This window comes from Pseudidiomarina tainanensis (assembly GCF_900115255.1).
Lineage (GTDB): Bacteria > Pseudomonadota > Gammaproteobacteria > Enterobacterales > Alteromonadaceae > Pseudidiomarina > Pseudidiomarina tainanensis.
This window is the reverse complement of record NZ_FOYU01000001.1, coordinates 316,877-334,756: the sequence shown is the minus strand read 5'-3', so window position 1 is coordinate 334,756 and position 17,880 is coordinate 316,877. Positions and strand designations below refer to the sequence as shown.

The window sequence follows — 17,880 nt, the reverse complement described above, 5'->3', positions numbered from 1 at the left end:
TTCGTAAATATTCCGTCTGCATCTCGAGTAAAAATGATGTATATGCTATCTTTTATAGCCCAACAGGAGGAGTAACTGTATGTCTATTAAAAATATTTTGTTTGCAAGCATGTGTACAGCCGCATTATTTACCACTTCGGTCAATGCCGACACATGGCAACTCGACAGCGACAACTCCGTTCTCAATTTTGTCTCTGTAAAAAATAATCATGTGGCTGAAACGCATCGGTTTACCGATTTACAGGGGACATGGAACGACAACCGCGTCAGCATCGAAATACCTGTCGTAAGCCTCGACACGCAAATTCCAATTCGCAACGAACGCATGCTCGAACATGTATTCCAATCCAGCGAGTATTCTGTCGTGACCGCAACCGCAACATTGGAAGATGATGTGTTAATGGCCATGGCTGTGGGCGAATCGGTACCGCTTGCCGTTGAACTTGATGTGTACATCGCCGGTGAGAGTGAAACGTTAAGTGCTTATCTGCAATTAACTCGTCTTGCTACCGATCGCTTTTTAGCAACGACCACGCAACCTGTGATTATTGATACAAAAGCTTTTAGTCTCGTTGCCGGTGTCGATAAACTGCGTGAAATTGCTGGTCTATCGCGCATCGATTACAGCGTACCTGTTACCTTTAGTGTGCAATTCACACAATAATGACCATTCATATTCGCCCGGCCATTGCCGCCGATATTGAGTCATTAGCTGCCCTCGAAAGCAGTACATATGCTGACGAGGGCTATCCCGCCCCGTTATTCTACCAAGCGCTTGCGCAATGGCCGCAGTGGCTGCTTATCGCCGCAAGGGATGATGTCATCGTCGGTTATGTCTTAGCAGCTCCAGGTGCCGACAATTCATTGTGGGTCATGTCGCTATTAGTCGCTGAATCGGCGCGTGGTGAAGGCGTAGGGTCGAAATTAATGAAGGCATTACTTACAAACGTTGGCAATCAGCCCAATTCATTTTCCAAAATAGCACTCACGGTTTCACCGAATAACCATGGTGCGGTTCATTTGTATCATCAGCTAGGTTTCGAAAAAATCAAACAAATCAACGATTTTATGGGACCAGGGCAACACCGTCTATTCATGCAGATGAAAGCCTGTTGACGGTACGATTAATTCTTTCATATAGTGACTTCATAATAATTAATCAAAAAATTTAAGGCACGAAGTCCTTTGTCGAAAATTCGGATCAATCCATTTGTTGTTTCGGCAACATTATTCACAACCCTCGTAGCGACCTTCACAATTGGTGCGCTCGGCCTCGTCATGAATGCGATCGTCGAGCCGCAAAGCTTGTTTGAACGCATGTTGTCGAATAATTCCTCACTGATCTGCATCGCGATCAGCCTTGCCACCGCAGGCTTACTCTTCAAACGTCGATTCATCCAATGGTTCGGAGCTGGCATTATTATCCTTGCTGCTCTTCATAGTTTATTAGTGAACACCAGCCTACATGACATTTTGTTTATGTCTTGGCTTGCTGAATACGAAGCCGCGCTGTATTCACCCATGATACTTCTGTTCATAGTCCTTGGCGTCATGCTGGGGATGAACCCGAAGCACCCCGTACAACGCATTTGGATGCGCGTGACGTCAACTGTGGTAACAATTGCCGCAGCAATCATGTTAGTCCTACATGTTGACCCAAATGGTTTTATGTTGCTCGGGCCTCATCCCGATATCACCAGCGTAGCTGCCGTACTCTTGCTGTTTATCGGTGTCGGCTACAACTTACTGTCGCGGCAAGAGCGTTTTAGTTCATCATTGCCGGGTAAACAGGCCATGGCGATTGGTTTTGTCGCAGTTTGCTTCACCAGCGCAGCTTGGTATTTCATGGGCTATTCCAGCCTAAAAGAAATTCAACAACAAGCTGAACGCGAAGTTGTGCGCTTAGCGAATGCTCGCACCACCATGGCAATGGTGAATGTGCAGTTAATGCAACGGATGACCGAACGGTGGGAAAAAGCGGCTGGCAACGGATTTCAATTTGATCGCCGGTCTGACGTGCAGGCATATCTTCGCGATATTCCTCACTTATTGAGTTTATCTGCGCTTGATTCGAATAAACGTACGTTGTGGACGGAGGATCGTCCGGATAGTCATATGCCCAGTTTAGAGGTTATGGCAATCCCCGAAGTACAGCATTGGTTAGTTGAACATCATGTTGAAATTAATTTCATAATTCCTGAACTACAGTTTATGCAGGCTGAGTCCCCTGCTGTCGCCTTGATGATTTTACCGATTGCCGATGTTGTTGATGATATGCGCTATTTATTAGCGGTATTCAACTTAAACCAAATGATGAACCCTGCTACGCGGCTCACGAACGAAAGTATTAAGGTCTATACCAGACTCTCTGATCAGGCCGAACGTAGCTTCGAAGCAGATAAACACACTCATGAAAATGAGCTCGCGCTCGCCTCCACCATTCTATCGATACCTTTTGGGCCTGAATTAAAACTCCACGCAACGTTATATGACTTTAAAGACCTTTCCTATGCCGCCAATATGCGTACGGCTATTGTCAGTTTAGGATTGTTATTTAGTCTTGCATTTGTGCTGATGTTCGAACAAAACCGAGCACTTCGTCATCACAGCAGTAGAATTGCGCTCACTCAAAAACATTTGCGCAAACAACGCCAAGAACTCACCGTCAATGAGCAACGTTATCGTAGCTTATTTAGTCAGCATCCAGATCCAGTTTTCTCGCTCGACTGTGAGGGTAAATTTACCCATGTAAATGACGCGTTTTGCCAACAAGTTGAAGTGAGTCGAGAACAACTACTCAATATGCATTTCAATGCATTTCTAGACGACAATGAGTTTGCTCGAATTCTTCCGATATTCACTGAAATTATTCAAACCGGGCAAAGCCAACGCTATGAGGCTGAAGTCATTACGTATCAAAACAAACTAAGAAAAATTTTTGATATCACTAATTTGCCGATCATTATCGGTGGCAAAGTATTAGGTACGTTCGGTATCGGCCGCGACATTACCCAAATAAAAGAACAAGAAGAACAACTGAATTATCAAGCTCGACATGACGGACTAACCGGCCTGTATAATCGCGCCGCGTTCGAGAGCTGCTTAACTCAATTCGTTCACCAACAACAGAGAAAACCATCGGAACAGATATTGGCTGTGTTATTTATCGACTTAGATGGATTTAAGCCAGTGAATGATAGTCTTGGCTTGCAAGTTGGTGATGAAATTCTGCAGCAAGTTGCTGCACGATTGCAACATCACGTCAAACAGCCCGATATTCTGGCTCGCTTCGGTGGTGATGAATTTGTGTTGGCAACCAATCGTTGCCATTCGATGGCTCAGCTTGAAGCTGTTGTAGCTGAAATAATGAACTTTATCGATGAGCCCTACACCGTCGGTAAACAAAAAATATATCTGACGGCAAGTATCGGTGTTACCGTTTATAAATCGACTGATAAAGACGCGCTAAGTTTGATTCAACAAGCCGATGTCGCCATGTCTCAGGCAAAACAACAAGGGCGAAATCACTGGCAGTTTTATAATAAACAGCGTAAATCGATGTCCGCTTCTGACATTATTCTGCGAAGTCAGTTACAACAAGCGATTGATAACGAAGCCTTGCAATTGTATTACCAGCCTATTATTGACTTCAGTACAGGCAAAATTGTCTCGGTAGAGGCACTGATGCGCTGGACATTGAACGATGGCACAGCCATTTCACCAGTTGAGTTCATTCCGCTGGCGGAAGCCACAGGGCAAATTATTCCTGCCGGCGCATGGGCCTTGAAGCAAGCTTGTACGGATTTGCATAAGCTTCAGCAGGCCGGTGTTCAGCGAGTAGCTGTGAACTTATCGGCATTACAGTTCCATCGCGCCAACTTTTTTGAGCAAATTGAGAAGGTTTTAAACGACACGCAAACACCACCAGATATGCTCGAGCTGGAACTCACGGAAAGCATTCTGATGGAAAATACCGATAATGCAATTAATGTACTCGAGCGTTTACGTGAGCGTGGCGTTCGTGTTGCAATTGATGACTTTGGTACTGGGTTTTCTGGGCTCAGTTACTTGAAAACCTTACCGGTGACCAAGCTGAAAATTGACCGCGCATTCATTAAAGAGCTCGACCATTCTTTAAGCGATCAGGTTATTACGCAAGGCATCATCAATATGGCCTCTCAGGTAGGCCTTGAAGTGATAGCTGAAGGTGTTGAAACAAAAGAGCAGATTGCCATCTTAAAACAATTTGGCTGTGGCTATGGGCAAGGCTATTACTTTGCCCGCCCAATGCCACTGACCGATTTATTAATTTTTCTGCAGAACAGTGACCTGATTTAACTATTTCAGGTCATCGTCATGCTGTTCGAGATCCCACGGCAGACTTCCCGGAGAGATATGCATAAACTGCAAATAGTTCTCGAACTGATTGATCACGTCATTGATAATGTCATTCGGCTCATATCCATATAAGTCATAAGCTTGCCCACCTTGGCGCAAAAACACCTCAGCACGATAATATTCTGTTTCTCGTTTGTCTCGTTTATCTGACATAGCAAACTGCGGACGCTGGTATGCGCGCATACGCACTTCGTAGCTAAAATCGACTTCATCTTGGCGACGAATCGTCAAAATAGCGCGTACGTGATCGGCATCGAATGAAGTCTCGGTCACCCATTGTTTATCGCCAAGCTCTCTCGCGACATCGCCAAGACACTCCATAACCGTGTGCTCAACAAATTCACGTACTTCGGTTTGGCGTGGAAAATCAACAACTCCGGCTAAACGCTTTTTCCAATATGTAGGACCTGCATGAACACCGCGTCGATGCGTACGCATGGCTGTTTTTAAACTTGCATATTGGTGCCCCTCAATAACCAGCGCGCGCCACATACCAAAGGCAGCAATTAATATGATCACCGCGAATGGTAAGGCACTAGCTATTGATGCGGTTTGCAGTGCACCAAGACCGCCGGCTAATAATAATACGCCCGCTACAACGCCCTCTGCACTTGCCCAAAAAACGCGTTGCCAAACTGGCGTTTCAGCAATGCCACCGGAAGCGAGAGAATCTATGACCAATGAGCCAGAGTCAGATGAGGTCACGAAAAACGTTACGATTAAAATAACAGTCGCAAACGACAGGATATTCGTCCATGGCAGGCGCTCATAAAGCTTAAACAGCGCAATGGCTTCGTCGTTTTGAACTTCGCTAATGAGTGTTGTGTAGCCCTCGTTCATAATCATATTGAGAGCGGTATCACCAAACACACTAAACCAGAAAAAGGTAAACATGGTCGGCACAAACATCACGCCAAACACGAACTGGCGAATCGTGCGGCCACGACTAATTTTCGCAATAAAGAGCCCGACAAACGGCGCCCATGCGATTGTCCATCCAAATATAAAGAGCGTCCAATTGCCAATCCAGTCACTGCGTGAATAAGCTTGAAGATTAAAAGTCCGCTCCACAATATTGTTCAGATAAGAACCGGTGTTCTGTAAGTATGTCTCGAGAATATGTACCGTCGGTCCGGCAAAAAACACAAACAGCAAAATAAATAGCACCAACACCATGTTGACGTATGACAGGCGCTTCACGCCCTTATCCAAGCCGGCTACTACTGACATAATCGCAAAGACGGTGATGACGGTAATAGCGATAAGCTGCACCGCAGTACTGATTGGAATTTCCGGCCATAGATAATTCAATCCAGCGTTGATTTGAATGACTGATAATCCGAGCGTGGTTGCGATACCGAACATTGTTCCCAAAATGGCAAAGGTATCAACGGCGTGTCCTGCTGGGCCGTGAATTTTCTCACCAATCATTGGATAGAGTGTTGAGCGCATCGACAATGGCAAACCATGTCGAAACGAGAAATAGGCAAGCACGAGACCTACTAAGCCATAAATAGCCCAAATGTGGAAACCCCAGTGGAAATAGGCAATCTGCATCGCTTGTTTGGCAGAATCAACCGTTTGCGCAGCGCCAACAGGCGGGCTTGCATAATGAAGCACCGGCTCAGCCACCCCAAAAAACAGTAATGCGATACCGTAACCAGCAGAAAATAACATCGCGAACCAAGCTGGAAAGCTGTATTCGGGCTCAGCGTGGTCAGGGCCTAACTTAATGCGCCCCCATTTCGATATTGCGACCACCACAATAAATACCAGAAAGATCGCAACCGCTAACATGTAGAACCAACCGAAATCGGTGGTTATCCATGCTAAGACGTCGCTAAAAAGTTCTCCGGCAAGTTCTGGGCTACTCAACGTACCAATCACTAACAATGCAATAACGGCTACAGCTGGTACAAATACCGGTACTAAAATTGCAGAGTTCCATTTCGCCTTTTTCGTAGACATGCGCACTAACTCCTTTTGCTTTTGTTATTTAACCCTATGCGTTCAGAGGAAAAATTTCAAATTTGCCACAACTCTGATAGCCTATTTTGAAAATCTCTGGAGCGCTATTCTCTATGTTGCATCGTATTGCAGGACCTGCTGCCGCAGTGTTGTCCTATTCACTCACACATTTTATGTTCGACATGCCAAGTGCCGCAGCATGGACACTGGCAACCACGGTGTGGGTTGCGTGGTGGTGGATTACTGAAACCGTGTCGCTACCGGTTACTTCATTACTGCCATTCGTATTGTTACCTCTTGGCGGAATAGCCAACGTAAACGAAGTATCGGCGGCGCTTGGTAATCCAATTATTTTGTTGTTTATGGCAGCGTTTATGCTCGCCAAAGCTGTTGAATTAAGCGGTGTACACAAACGAATCGCACTAGGTTTAGTGCGTAAATTCGGTAACCGCAGTGCCCGCCGCATGATTTTTGCCTTTATGATAGCTACTGCTTTTTTATCGATGTGGATCTCAAATACCGCAGCCGTGCTTGCTTTGTTACCGGTCGCACTCGCGCTAGCCGACGCGAGTCCTGACCACAAATTTCAGCGCGCGCTGCTACTGGGGCTCGCCTACTCTGCCTCAGTTGGCGGTATCGCGACCCTGATCGGCACACCACCGAATCTAATTTTCGCATCGGTTTATGAGAGTTACACGGGAACAAGTTTCGGCTTTATGCGTTGGATGCAAATCGGTTTACCGTTGGTCATTATTGGCATTCCAGTCATGGCGTGGTGGTTAACCCGCGGCTTAACATCTTCGGCTCATCTCGTGATTGCCGAAAGTGGCCCCATGCGAAGTGCCGAAAAACGTGTGCTGTTAATTTTTGGTGTTGTGATTATTTTATGGATGACTCGAACTGCACCGTTTGGTGGTTGGACTGAAACACTAGGGCTAGGCGGCATGGGAGATGCAACTGTGGCATTCATGGGCGTTCTGGCATTGTTCATTTGGCACGATAAAGAAGGCGTGCCGTTACTGGAATGGCGCGATGCTGTGTCGATTCCTTGGGGCATATTGTTGCTATTCGCTGGTGGTATTGCATTAGCGCAAGGCTTCGTTAGCAGTGGCTTAAGTCAAATTATTGGCGATAGCTTGATTGGCTTTACGGGCGTACCGACTTGGTTATTGGTGTTTTTACTTGCCATTTCGGTCAGTTTTCTTACCGAAGTTACCTCAAACACCGCTACGGCGACGTTATTAATGCCAGTGTTGGCAGCGGCTGCCGGGGCGTTAAATCTACCACCTGAGTTACTCATGATACCTGCTGCTATTGCTTGCAGTTGCGCCTTCTGCTTACCCGTAGCGACACCACCAAACTCCATTGTATTTGCATCAGAGCGTCTCACTATCAAAATGATGGTGCGCGAAGGTATGGTGTTAAACGTGATTATGGCGGTGATTACCACCGCCGTTGTGGTCCTGTTGGTTTAGTTCACATGGGTGTTGTTCATTTAAAAATGAATAACACCCATATAATCGGCAATATTCACGTCATAAGACGTCGTTTGTTTGAGATAATCGGACATGGCCTCTAAAGAATCAGGTTCGCCGTGAACCAAGTACACTTGCAAATCCGGCGGTAGTGGCGAGCTGTGTAACCAATCACCAATTTCCTCATAATCTGCGTGACCAGACAACCCATCAAGTCGGCGAATTCTTGCTTTTACCTGCAGCCACTCGCCGTGAACTTTAATGCGCTCTACGCCCTGCTCCATTTTTGCACCACGCGTTCCACCTGCTTGGTGCCCCGAAAACAGTACCGTCGCTCGATGATCAGCCAACCAATGTTTGAAATGGTGCAATATACGTCCACCAGTGGCCATGCCGCTGCCAGCAATAATGATATGCGGTCCAGTTTGTTTCGCGATAGCCTTGGAATCTTCAACATGAGGCGTATAAATGATCTGTTGCTCTGCGGCTTGGCATTGCGCTGCTGTTAACCGATGAAATTGATGAAAGTCGCCATAAATATCTGACGCTTTTATTGCCATTGGACTATCTAGAAATATTGGCATGCGCGGTATTTTGCGTTCTGCCATTAAAGTCACCAACATGTGTTGCAATAATTGTGCACGACCAACTGCAAAACTTGGAATCAGCAGCACTCCACCGCTGGCAGCCGTCTCATTCACCACATCGGCAAGTTGTTGCCATGGGTCACCGGTTTCGTGACGACGATCACCATAGGTTGATTCGACTAATAGAATATCAACCGGTGGCATCGGCTCGGGCGCTTTCATTAAAATATCATGTGGACGACCGATATCTCCGCTAAAGCCGATACGTTTACCTTGATGCTCAGCTACAATGCTGGCAGCGCCAAGAATATGTCCCATCGGATGCAACGAAAATTCAATGTCCCCCACCGCAAACTGTTGTTTAAAATCAATTGGCTGAAGTAAATTCAATGCTGCCTCAGCCGTTGCTTCGTCATACAGAGGTTCAGGATTCTCATGTCGACTCAATTTATGGCGACCATAAAACTTTGCGTCTTCTTCTTGAATTTTGCCACTATCCGGCCAGAGTAATCCGCATAATCTTGCGGTTGCATGGTGGGTGAATACGGGGCCACGATAGCCATGTTTGTACAGCACCGGAATAAACCCAGAATGATCAAGGTGAGCATGTGTCAACACTATCGCATCAACATCTTGAATACCCATTGGTAATGGTTGCCAATTACGACGACGTAGCCACTTGTAGCCTTGGTACATACCACAGTCGACCAACACGCGAGTGGTGTCTGTTTCAAGTAAATACTTTGAACCAGTAACCGTTTCACAACCACCAAGAAAGGTTAAATGCATAGACGACTCCTGTTTGCTAACTCATATGCCAAGTGAATCACTTGTCACTCTTACAATAACCAATCGATTGGTAATAACGCCAAAGTTCTCATACCTAAGCGTCGCCACCACGATACTCCAGGCTCGTTGTTATAGCGGGTAACACGTGGCCCTAGTCGTTCTTCCCAAAACAGCTTACCTTGATCATCAAGATCAACGCGATACGCATAATTAGGTACCGTATCACGAAAAGCTTTATCAATTTTTTCTGCCAGCGCAGGGCTATGAATAATAAACCCTAGTTCGGTGTTGAGTGCAATCGAGCGCGGATCAAAGTTGAACGAGCCCAAAAAGACCCGCTCTTGATCAACACTAAAGGTTTTCGCATGCAAACTCGATGCGGAACTACCAAAACGCTCTTTCCCCTTCAAGCGCTGACGCCTGAGTTTACGCTCTTGTTTGCGCGCCAACGGCGATACCTTTTGCACTTCATACAATTTTATTCCAGCCGAAATTAGTGCTTTACGCCACTTCGCATACCCGGCATGCACAACGGCTACGTCTGTCGCTTCTAGGGCATTGGTTAATATCGTAATATCAACGCCATCGGCAGCTAATTGACTCAGTTGCTCTACACCGGTTTTGGTTGGTACAAAATAAGGTGAAACCAATCGTACACATTGCTTGGGATGACCGATAGCCTGTTGAAGCTGAAACGCGAGCAAGTGCTGCTGCTTAGCCAAACCAAGCGTCTTGGTTGGACTATCTGACATCAAACTGACATGCGCCCATACAAACTCAAGCTTCTGGGTTAAAAAGTCTTGTACAAAAGGTAATGCTTTGATGGCATCGATGTATTGTCGAGCATTTGGATCAGCTTCAATAACGCTCGCACGTCGCTCTAATGAGGATAAACTTTGTGGTTTAGCAAGGGCAAACAAGTGCGCCAAAGGCACGGCTGAAACGCTCCCCCAATATTTCTCAAACTCTTGCTGAGCTTGTTGCACAACCGGCCCCACCATCACCGCATCAAGATCAGCAAACACGACATCATCATGCGCGGCGAAATATTCATCGCCAATATTGCGACCACCGCTTATTAATATCTGCTGATCTGCAATAAAGGCCTTGTTGTGCATGCGGCGGTTCACCCGCATAAAATCGAATAGATAATTTAAGAATCTGGGGCGGCGTAATTTCAGTGGGTTATACAGGCGAACTTCAATATTTGGATGGCTCTGCAGACCAATGAGTACCGCATCTAGTCCAGCTGTATTGTGATCATCAAGCAGCAGACGCACTTTGACGCCACGATCAGCGGCTTCATGAAGCGCCTCAAATAATAAGGTTCCAGTGCGGTCGTTGCGCCAAATATAATATTGAATATCTAGGGAAAATTGTGCGTGGCGAGCTAATACCACCCGAGCCGCAAATGCTTCGCGAGCTTTAACCAGCGGTAATACGCCACTTTGATTTGGATGCTTGGCTAATAACGGACTTATCGCTGCGGCGAATCGACCAGCTGGCGCCTCGGTCATGATTTATCGTTTTCTTCCTGTTCTGGACTCAACGCACCAACACACAAACGACAGTCGCCGGTATCACTAACTGAGCTCTCTACATAGCGCAGTTTGTGTCGCGAGCGACCGCGATTTGCCGAAATTTGAAAAACGCGCTCACGCTCGTGCTCTTCTTCGGTTTTGACATGGCTCTGGTTTTCATTCTGGTCAGCATCGACTGTATCTTTTTGCTCATTCATGCTTCACCTCCAGTTGCTTAGCACGTTCAGCGCGTTGCGCTTCATCGTGCGTTAACTGCCAGCCGTGTAACTGCTTCTCAACGATTTCCGCTAGCGCATCAATATGCGCGGGTTCTGCATTTAACGCAGGAATGTAGGCATACTCCTTACCACCCGCTTCCATGAAATACTCGCGGTTTTCTTCGCCAATTTCTTCAATAGTTTCTAAACAGTCTGCGCTAAAACCAGGACAAACCACGTGAATGCGTTTAATACCCTGTTCTGGTAATGCTTTTAAAGTAGCATCTGTATACGGTTGTAGCCACTCTTCACGACCGAAACGTGACTGAAAAGTGGTCATATATTCGTGCTTTTCAAGCCCAAGTTGCTCAGCGATTAACCGCGAGGTTTTATGGCATTCACAATGATACGGGTCACCTTCATGCAAGTATCTCAACGGTACCCCGTGATAGCTCAAAATCAGCTTTTCTGGTTTACCATGGGTTTCCCAAAACTTTTGAATACTGGCAACAACGGCAGCAATATACTTTGGTTCGTCGTGATAATGTCCAACAAAACGAAAGTCAGGTAACCAACGGCGGCGTGAAAAATCATGGCTAACCGCATCGAACGTAGACCCCGTGGTGGCCGCTGAATACTGCGGATAAAGTGGTAATACAACCAGTTTACGAGCGCCAGCATCAAAGAGCCTTTGTAATCCAGAGGCAATCGACGGGTTGCCATAGCGCATGGCATATTCCACCACAACGTCGTCCCCGTATCGCTCTGCGAGCTTTTGCTGTAATGCCTGCTGCTGGTCTTGCGTATGGAACATTAACGGTGAACCCCGTTCGGTCCATACTGTTTTGTAGGCCGCTGCCGAACGCCGCGGACGAATTCGTAAAATAATACCGTTAAGTATCAACCACCACAGCAATCGTGGTACTTCAACTACTCTTGGGTCGGACAAAAACTCACGCAAATAGCGACGTAACGCCGGCGTCGTTGGCTCATCTGGGGTGCCTAAATTGGTAATAAGCACACCAATTTTATCGGTCTGGGCATGACTAAACTTTGGACTACCTTGATAACGCATTGTTGCTACTCCATTGATATAACTAAGCGTCGATATCTTATTTGACGAGCTTAAGTCCACAACTGTATTTTTTGGCGAATTTTACCTGACTCAATCCACTCGCGCAGTTGATCGGCCATACGATGTCCGTGTTCAACAGCCTGCTGCCAATATTTAAACCGCTCTTCAACACTCAATTTCGCAAAATCAGTTCGATCTGGAATCTTACCGTACGGTAACGATGCAATGAATTCGGGTGATGGTGACATTAGGATCACATTCGGCCACTGTTTGCCTTGAGTTCGACGCCATTTCAAACTTTTATCAAACCATCCAGGAACAACTTGGTGATAAAAATGCGGATATAGCACCAAACCATCGACCGCACTGAGATCAAGATCAAAGTGATAGTCGGTAATCCCACCATCACGATACATCCCTGGTGGGGCACCATGAATATCTTTTACACCTTCAAGTACCATTGGAATTGATCCTGTCGCCAATAACGCCTGCTTAAAGTTTTCAGTGCTAAGCGGTACCGTAAAGGTTGGAATATCCTGCCATTTCTGAGCAAATTCGACAGTTGATAGCGGATGATGCATGATGACGCGATCATAAAATCGACCAAGGTGCTTTCGACTAATCGCATTGGCCGCGGCCGAGCCCAGTAAGCCAGCAATTTGTCGGCGACCATTAGTGCCACTAAAACCGCGGCAACGCGTCACTATCCAGTGATGTCGATATTGCGACTGTTGCAAAATATCATTCACCGCAGCATCGGGTACATACTCATGAAGTAGCTTAATCGCTTCATCAGTGATTTCACGAACATCAGGCTTTTCACTATAAGTCTGCTGCCGGTAAAGTTGGCAAAACAAGTCACTCGCGGCAATCGGATCGGTTTGCCCAAGACTGGCAAAGCGCCATGCCCCTGCCGACGTGCCCAACATGTCGAGAGGCTTTGACCGTTGTTGGAAAAACTCACCAAATAAATAGCGATCAATCCCCTGTAATACAAACCACTTCGGACCACCAGAGGCACCTAGCAATAAGCCGATATCATCGGCTTTAAGGCCGTTATCTTGAATCTGCAACCAAGCGTCGCGTCCCGCTTTAATGGTTAACCAATCGGTGGTCATGATGTCTGTATTCCTTTTTCGTACAACGTTTTATAAGACCTGAGTATATCGAAAAAGCAGGTATGAAACAGCTATTGTCGCCTCGATTGTGGCAATCTGATATGCTTGCCGCTCTGGCCTAACTTTCGTTGTTAATATTGTTCCAAATGAAGACAAGAGAGAAAAAATGAAAGTCATTTCATTCAACATTAATGGTATTCGCGCTCGCTTACATCAGCTCGAAGCGCTCATTCAAAAGCACCAACCAGATGTCATTGGACTACAAGAAACTAAAGTTCACGATGAACAATTTCCTCTCGCAGATGTTGAAGCACTGGGTTATCACGTAATTTATCATGGTCAAAAAGGCCATTATGGGGTTGCACTGCTAAGTAAAAAGCCGTTGGAAAATCCAACTTTCGGCTTCCCCAACGATGGCGAAGAGGCGCAACGCCGAATGATTATGGGTGACTACATAACTGATAACGGTGAGCGCGTGCGGGTATTAAATGGTTACTTTCCGCAAGGGGAAAGTCGTGACCATCCGTTAAAGTTTCCAGCCAAAGAAAAGTTCTATAGTGATTTAATGGCTTACTTGAACAATGAATTAGATAGCGAACAAGCTGTGATTGTCATGGGAGACATGAACATCTCGCATCAAGACTGCGACATCGGCATTGGTGAAGATAACGCCAAGCGTTGGTTGCGCACCGGCAAATGTAGCTTTTTACCAGAAGAACGCGTTTGGCTGAATACCCTACTGGATTGGGGCTTAATTGATACTTATCGTCAAATAAACCCAGACGTGACCGATCAATATAGCTGGTTTGATTATCGCTCACGCGGCTTTGATGATAATCGCGGCCTGCGCATCGACCTGATTTTAGCGACACAAAAACTAGCCGCGGTTTGTAACGATGTCGGCATCGATTATGAATTGCGCGGTATCGAAAAACCTTCAGACCATGCTCCGATATGGAGCTCGTTCTCAATCTAAAGAATGCTTGCCGCCAGGCGTCGATTAATGTTCGTCAGGCGGCAATTCTTGCAATGCTTTTCTTAAGATTTTAGCTAAGTGCATATACGTGGGTTGCGCATGCGGTTGCACTTTCAGCTTTTTCGCCAAATCACCATACCAATGCCGCAAACGCGGATCTAATTTCGTATTAGCGCGCCGCCCAAGCCAATACCATCCTTGAAACGGTAACGATAATAAAAACAATGAAGTGACTAACGCCTGTGGAACCAATAATTGTCCTTGCCACTGCCACTGTACAGCCAGGTTTATCACCGCAAGCGCTGGCATCCAGCGTGCTGCAAATTGTACCGCCGGCACGACACGAGTTTCGGTCATCGCCGCAACAACTGCATGGCGAGGCCAAATGCTGGCGTAGTGTTGACCATCTTTCAGTAACTTAAATAAATTCATAAGAGCGTTAATCGTTAATCGTCATTCGAAGTTTCCTTTCTAATATCTAATATCCAATAGCTAATATCCAGTTTCTTTTCACGCTAACTGTACGGAATTCAATCACCACGTCAATACCTTAATATTCATACACTTACAAACTTCAATGCAGCTAACTCACAGAGTTATCCACATAAATTGTGGAGAATTCACAGCGGCTTTGTCACAATGCAGTTACAGATGTAACAACCGCGAGAGATAATCAGCTAATGAGTATAAAAGTTTATGGTATTCCCAATTGCGATACCGTTCGCAAGGCGCGCAAATGGCTGGAACAACAGTCTGTACCATTTGATTTTCATGATGTCCGTGCTGAACCGGTTCAACCAACTATTATTCAGGCGTGGCTTGAACAGTTGGGTGTCGAAAAAGTAATTAATAAGCGCAGTACAGCGTGGCGCGAACTTAGTGCAGCGCAACAGCATATTGCCAGCAATGCCGATGCTATCAAATTATTACAACAACACCCCACCTTGATGAAGCGACCACTTCTAGATTGTCATGGCACTTTATGTGCGGGCTTTAATGATAAACAGTGGCAAGCTGCCTTGGAGCAAGCGTAGTGGATACTATTGCACTAACGTGTGAACTAATTAAACGCGCATCGGTCACGCCGAATGATGAAGGCTGCCAAGAATTGATTGGCGAACGTTTAGCGCGGCTCGGATTTCAACTTGAGTCGATGGTATTCGAGGACACAACGAATCTATGGGCACGTCGCGGCTCTGAAGGCCCGGTTTTTTGTTTCGCTGGTCATACGGATGTGGTGCCGGCAGGAGCAGAACACGCGTGGGTTTACCCGCCGTTTTCAGCCACTCGAAAAGATGGTTATATCTATGGCCGCGGTGCCGCTGACATGAAAGGTAGCTTAGCTGCTATGGTCGTTGCAACGGAGCGGTTCGTAGCTAACCACCCAGATCATCAAGGCAGTATTGCGTTTTTAATCACCAGCGACGAGGAAGGCCCATTTATCAACGGCACTCCAAAAGTGATTGAAACGTTGGAGGCTCGTGAGGAAAAAATAACTTGGTGCTTAGTCGGAGAGCCGTCAAGTACCGCAGAACTCGGTGATGTCGTTAAAAACGGTCGGCGCGGCAGTTTAACGGGCGACTTAACCGTTTTTGGTATTCAAGGCCATGTTGCTTACCCGCATTTAGCGGAGAATCCGATTCATTTGGCGGCCCCTGCTCTTGCAGCATTAGCGCAATCGCATTGGGATAATGGCAATAGTTCATTTCCACCGACGAGCTTTCAGGTTTCAAATATTCATGCAGGCACCGGAGCTGGTAACGTCATCCCCGGCGAAATGCATGTACAGTTTAACTTCCGCTTCAGCACTGAATCGACCTCCGAGCAACTGAAACAACGTGTCATCGATATTGTCGAACAGCATGAACTTGACTACTCGTTGACTTGGAAGTTAAATGGCGAGCCGTTTTTAACGGATTCTGGCGAGTTGGTTGATGCGACAGTAAAGGCGATTGCTGAGTTTACCGGTCGACTTCCTGAGTTATCAACTGCTGGAGGGACCTCAGATGGTCGCTTTATTGCGCCAACTGGGGCTCAAGTTATCGAGTTAGGCCCAGTCAATGCAACCATACATAAAGTCAATGAATGCGTTGCAGAAGACGATTTAGAAACCTTGACCCGCGTGTATGAAAAAATCCTTGAGAACCTCTTATGCTAACTATTGAGCAGCTCTACGGCATTCACGACAGTCACACCAGTCACGTTTCAGGTGAGCGCAACGGTGTGCGATTGCAAGAGCCTGTCGCCCAGGCCTATATCGCGATGCGTTCTGCAGCGCTGAATGATGGAATCAATATAGCAATTGCTTCTGCATTTCGCGATTTCGAGCGCCAGCGGCAGATTTGGAACCGTAAATTTAACGGTGAAGCACCGCTTTATAACGATCGCGGCGAGCAACTCGATTCGACACAGCTATCAATTGGGGAAAAAATTGAAGCAATACTGACTTGGTCGGCATTGCCAGGCGCATCTCGCCATCATTGGGGTACCGATTTTGACATTTATGACCCGACCCCATTTAGCAGTGGCGAACGTCAACTCCAACTCATCCCTTCCGAGTATCAAGAGACCGGACCTTGTTATGCATTACATCAATGGTTGCTAAAACATGCTCGCGACTTCGGTTTTTTCTTCCCGTATGCACGCTATCAAGGTGGCGTCGCAGTGGAACCATGGCATTTAAGTCACCAACATTTAGCGAATCAGGCACACGCCGAAGTAAACGTAAATCAGTTAGCTGAAGTTCTCATTCGTCATGAGGTAGCAGGAAGCGATTACGTCATGGAACAGTTGGCCGAAATTAAACACCGTTATATTGACAGCATCTGCAATGCAGATATCACTTCAGGTGACATATGGTTTGGTTAATGATTTTACTTGCCGTGGGCATTATCGTGGGTAATTTAATGTTGCTCAAACACACAGCTCATATAAAAATGCCGTCGCTGAAAGATAAACAGCAACGGCATCAAGATGACTTAGAGGACGATGATTGGCGCGATGATTAAAGCGGAACGCCCAAGCGCGCCGCGACTTCTTCGTAGGCTTCAACAACGCCGCCCAAACCTTGACGGAAACGGTCTTTATCTAACTTTTTACGGGTTTCTTTATCCCATAAGCGGCAACCATCTGGGCTAAATTCGTCGCCCAAAACAATGTTACCGTCGCCGTCCACACCAAACTCGAGTTTAAAATCAACCAAGAGCATACCAGCATCGTCGAATAGCTTTTTCAGAACGTCGTTTACTTTGAACGTTAGTTCTTTCATTTGTGCTAGTTGTTCAGCAGTTGCCCAACCGAAGCTGATTGCTAATGATTCGTTGATCATCGGATCATGTAGCGCATCATTTTTCAAAAATTGCTCGAATGTCGGTGGATTCAATTCTTGACCTTCAGTGACACCTAAACGGCGCACTAACGAACCTGCGGCGTAGTTACGAATGACACATTCAACTGGAATCATCGCTAGCTTTTTAACCAGCGTTTCCGTATCGCTCAGTACTTTATCTAACTGCGTAGGAATACCTGACGCTTCAAGTTTTGCCATGATGAAGTTGTTAAACTTGTTATTCACCATACCTTTGCGATCCAGCTGCTCAACTTTCTCACCATCAAAGGCTGAGGTGTCGTTGCGGAACTGAAGAATTAACCGCTCGGGGTTGTCCGTCGTAAATACGGTTTTGGCCTTACCCCGATATAATTCAGTACGTTTTTCCATGAGCAGCTATATCTCCGAACAGTTAGCGATTTAAATTG

General features: G+C 46.3%; 17 protein-coding genes. 9 read left to right on the top strand and 8 right to left on the bottom strand.

Annotation, left to right across the window (positions count from 1 at the left end):
• Positions 1–79 precede the first annotated feature (79 nt).
• From BM292_RS01530 to BM292_RS01520, 3 genes are all read left to right on the top strand, one after another.
• A complete protein-coding gene (locus BM292_RS01530) occupies positions 80–664 on the top strand; it encodes a YceI family protein (RefSeq protein WP_092854616.1) in 585 nt (194 codons plus the stop codon).
• Positions 664–1,116, top strand: coding sequence for a GNAT family N-acetyltransferase (locus BM292_RS01525; RefSeq protein WP_092854614.1), 453 nt, complete (start codon positions 664–666; stop codon positions 1,114–1,116). Before BM292_RS01530 ends, BM292_RS01525 begins: the two co-directional genes overlap by 1 nt.
• Positions 1,117–1,185: 69 nt before the next feature.
• Entirely contained in the window at positions 1,186–4,338 is a 3,153-nt protein-coding gene (locus tag BM292_RS01520) for a bifunctional diguanylate cyclase/phosphodiesterase (RefSeq protein WP_092854612.1), read from the top strand.
• On the opposite strand, the gene BM292_RS01515 is transcribed toward BM292_RS01520, so the two are convergent.
• Positions 4,339–6,366, bottom strand: a complete 2,028-nt coding sequence (locus BM292_RS01515; RefSeq protein ID WP_092854610.1) for a BCCT family transporter — start codon at positions 6,364–6,366, stop codon at positions 4,339–4,341.
• Between the two features lie 113 nt (positions 6,367–6,479).
• On the opposite strand from BM292_RS01515, the gene BM292_RS01510 reads away from it, so the two are divergent.
• Positions 6,480–7,841, top strand: coding sequence for an SLC13 family permease (locus tag BM292_RS01510; RefSeq protein WP_092854608.1), 1,362 nt, complete (start codon positions 6,480–6,482; stop codon positions 7,839–7,841).
• A 20-nt stretch (positions 7,842–7,861) separates the two neighbouring features.
• Here BM292_RS01510 and BM292_RS01505 read toward each other — a convergent pair whose 3' ends face one another.
• Genes BM292_RS01505 through BM292_RS01485 form a run of 5 tightly spaced genes read right to left on the bottom strand, consistent with a single transcriptional unit; the run spans position 7,862 to position 13,148 of the window.
• Positions 7,862–9,217, bottom strand: a complete 1,356-nt coding sequence (locus BM292_RS01505) for an MBL fold metallo-hydrolase RNA specificity domain-containing protein (protein ID WP_092854606.1) — start codon at positions 9,215–9,217, stop codon at positions 7,862–7,864.
• Positions 9,218–9,267: 50 nt separating this feature from the next.
• Positions 9,268–10,734: a phospholipase D family protein gene (locus tag BM292_RS01500; protein ID WP_092854604.1), complete on the bottom strand. Its 1,467-nt coding sequence runs from the start codon at positions 10,732–10,734 to the stop codon at positions 9,268–9,270.
• Complete coding sequence (locus tag BM292_RS01495; RefSeq protein ID WP_092854602.1) at positions 10,731–10,955, bottom strand: hypothetical protein; 225 nt, start codon at positions 10,953–10,955, stop codon at positions 10,731–10,733. Before BM292_RS01495 ends, BM292_RS01500 begins: the two co-directional genes overlap by 4 nt.
• Positions 10,948–12,030, bottom strand: coding sequence for a ferrochelatase (gene hemH, locus BM292_RS01490; RefSeq protein WP_092854600.1), 1,083 nt, complete (start codon positions 12,028–12,030; stop codon positions 10,948–10,950). The genes BM292_RS01495 and hemH overlap by 8 nt, the downstream gene beginning before the upstream one ends.
• A gap of 50 nt (positions 12,031–12,080) precedes the next feature.
• Entirely contained in the window at positions 12,081–13,148 is a 1,068-nt protein-coding gene (locus tag BM292_RS01485) for a patatin-like phospholipase family protein (RefSeq protein ID WP_092854598.1), read from the bottom strand.
• 166 nt (positions 13,149–13,314) lie between these two features.
• Between BM292_RS01485 and xthA the strand changes: the two genes are divergently transcribed.
• Positions 13,315–14,124 carry an exodeoxyribonuclease III gene (gene xthA / locus BM292_RS01480; RefSeq protein WP_092854596.1) on the top strand — a complete coding sequence of 270 codons (810 nt, stop codon included), beginning with the start codon at positions 13,315–13,317 and terminating at the stop codon, positions 14,122–14,124.
• A 24-nt stretch (positions 14,125–14,148) separates the two neighbouring features.
• On the opposite strand, the gene yfbV is transcribed toward xthA, so the two are convergent.
• On the bottom strand, positions 14,149–14,556 hold the full coding sequence (gene yfbV / locus BM292_RS01475; RefSeq protein WP_092854594.1) for a terminus macrodomain insulation protein YfbV: 408 nt from the start codon (positions 14,554–14,556) through the stop codon (positions 14,149–14,151).
• Positions 14,557–14,804: 248 nt separating this feature from the next.
• Between yfbV and BM292_RS01470 the strand changes: the two genes are divergently transcribed.
• The 4 genes from BM292_RS01470 to BM292_RS01455 are packed head-to-tail and all read left to right on the top strand — an operon-like array spanning position 14,805 to position 17,132.
• The gene (locus tag BM292_RS01470; protein WP_092854592.1) at positions 14,805–15,158 is read left to right on the top strand and encodes an arsenate reductase; all 354 of its coding nucleotides are present in this window, start codon (positions 14,805–14,807) and stop codon (positions 15,156–15,158) included.
• A complete protein-coding gene (dapE, locus tag BM292_RS01465) occupies positions 15,158–16,282 on the top strand; it encodes a succinyl-diaminopimelate desuccinylase (RefSeq protein WP_218151665.1) in 1,125 nt (374 codons plus the stop codon). The genes BM292_RS01470 and dapE overlap by 1 nt, the downstream gene beginning before the upstream one ends.
• Positions 16,276–16,992 carry a M15 family metallopeptidase gene (locus tag BM292_RS01460; protein WP_092854588.1) on the top strand — a complete coding sequence of 239 codons (717 nt, stop codon included), beginning with the start codon at positions 16,276–16,278 and terminating at the stop codon, positions 16,990–16,992. Before dapE ends, BM292_RS01460 begins: the two co-directional genes overlap by 7 nt.
• Positions 16,980–17,132, top strand: coding sequence for a DUF2897 family protein (locus tag BM292_RS01455; protein WP_092854586.1), 153 nt, complete (start codon positions 16,980–16,982; stop codon positions 17,130–17,132). Before BM292_RS01460 ends, BM292_RS01455 begins: the two co-directional genes overlap by 13 nt.
• On the opposite strand, the gene purC is transcribed toward BM292_RS01455, so the two are convergent.
• Entirely contained in the window at positions 17,129–17,842 is a 714-nt protein-coding gene (purC, locus tag BM292_RS01450; protein WP_092854584.1) for a phosphoribosylaminoimidazolesuccinocarboxamide synthase, read from the bottom strand. The two genes, BM292_RS01455 and purC, sit on opposite strands and share 4 nt — an antisense overlap.
• Positions 17,843–17,880 lie beyond the last annotated feature (38 nt).

Excerpts from the sequence above, each read along its gene's own strand:
- BM292_RS01530 (WP_092854616.1), top strand. The coding sequence starts at position 80 with ATGTCTATTAAAAATATTTTGTTTGCAAGCATGTGTACAGCCGCATTA.
- BM292_RS01525 (WP_092854614.1), top strand. The coding sequence starts at position 664 with ATGACCATTCATATTCGCCCGGCCATTGCCGCCGATATTGAGTCATTA.
- BM292_RS01515 (WP_092854610.1), bottom strand. The coding sequence starts at position 6,366 with ATGTCTACGAAAAAGGCGAAATGGAACTCTGCAATTTTAGTACCGGTA.
- BM292_RS01510 (WP_092854608.1), top strand. The coding sequence starts at position 6,480 with ATGTTGCATCGTATTGCAGGACCTGCTGCCGCAGTGTTGTCCTATTCA.
- BM292_RS01505 (WP_092854606.1), bottom strand. The coding sequence starts at position 9,217 with ATGCATTTAACCTTTCTTGGTGGTTGTGAAACGGTTACTGGTTCAAAG.
- BM292_RS01500 (WP_092854604.1), bottom strand. The coding sequence starts at position 10,734 with ATGACCGAGGCGCCAGCTGGTCGATTCGCCGCAGCGATAAGTCCGTTA.
- BM292_RS01495 (WP_092854602.1), bottom strand. The coding sequence starts at position 10,955 with ATGAATGAGCAAAAAGATACAGTCGATGCTGACCAGAATGAAAACCAG.
- hemH (WP_092854600.1), bottom strand. The coding sequence starts at position 12,030 with ATGCGTTATCAAGGTAGTCCAAAGTTTAGTCATGCCCAGACCGATAAA.
- BM292_RS01485 (WP_092854598.1), bottom strand. The coding sequence starts at position 13,148 with ATGACCACCGATTGGTTAACCATTAAAGCGGGACGCGACGCTTGGTTG.
- xthA (WP_092854596.1), top strand. The coding sequence starts at position 13,315 with ATGAAAGTCATTTCATTCAACATTAATGGTATTCGCGCTCGCTTACAT.
- yfbV (WP_092854594.1), bottom strand. The coding sequence starts at position 14,556 with ATGAATTTATTTAAGTTACTGAAAGATGGTCAACACTACGCCAGCATT.
- BM292_RS01470 (WP_092854592.1), top strand. The coding sequence starts at position 14,805 with ATGAGTATAAAAGTTTATGGTATTCCCAATTGCGATACCGTTCGCAAG.
- BM292_RS01460 (WP_092854588.1), top strand. The coding sequence starts at position 16,276 with ATGCTAACTATTGAGCAGCTCTACGGCATTCACGACAGTCACACCAGT.
- BM292_RS01455 (WP_092854586.1), top strand. The coding sequence starts at position 16,980 with ATGGTTTGGTTAATGATTTTACTTGCCGTGGGCATTATCGTGGGTAAT.
- purC (WP_092854584.1), bottom strand. The coding sequence starts at position 17,842 with ATGGAAAAACGTACTGAATTATATCGGGGTAAGGCCAAAACCGTATTT.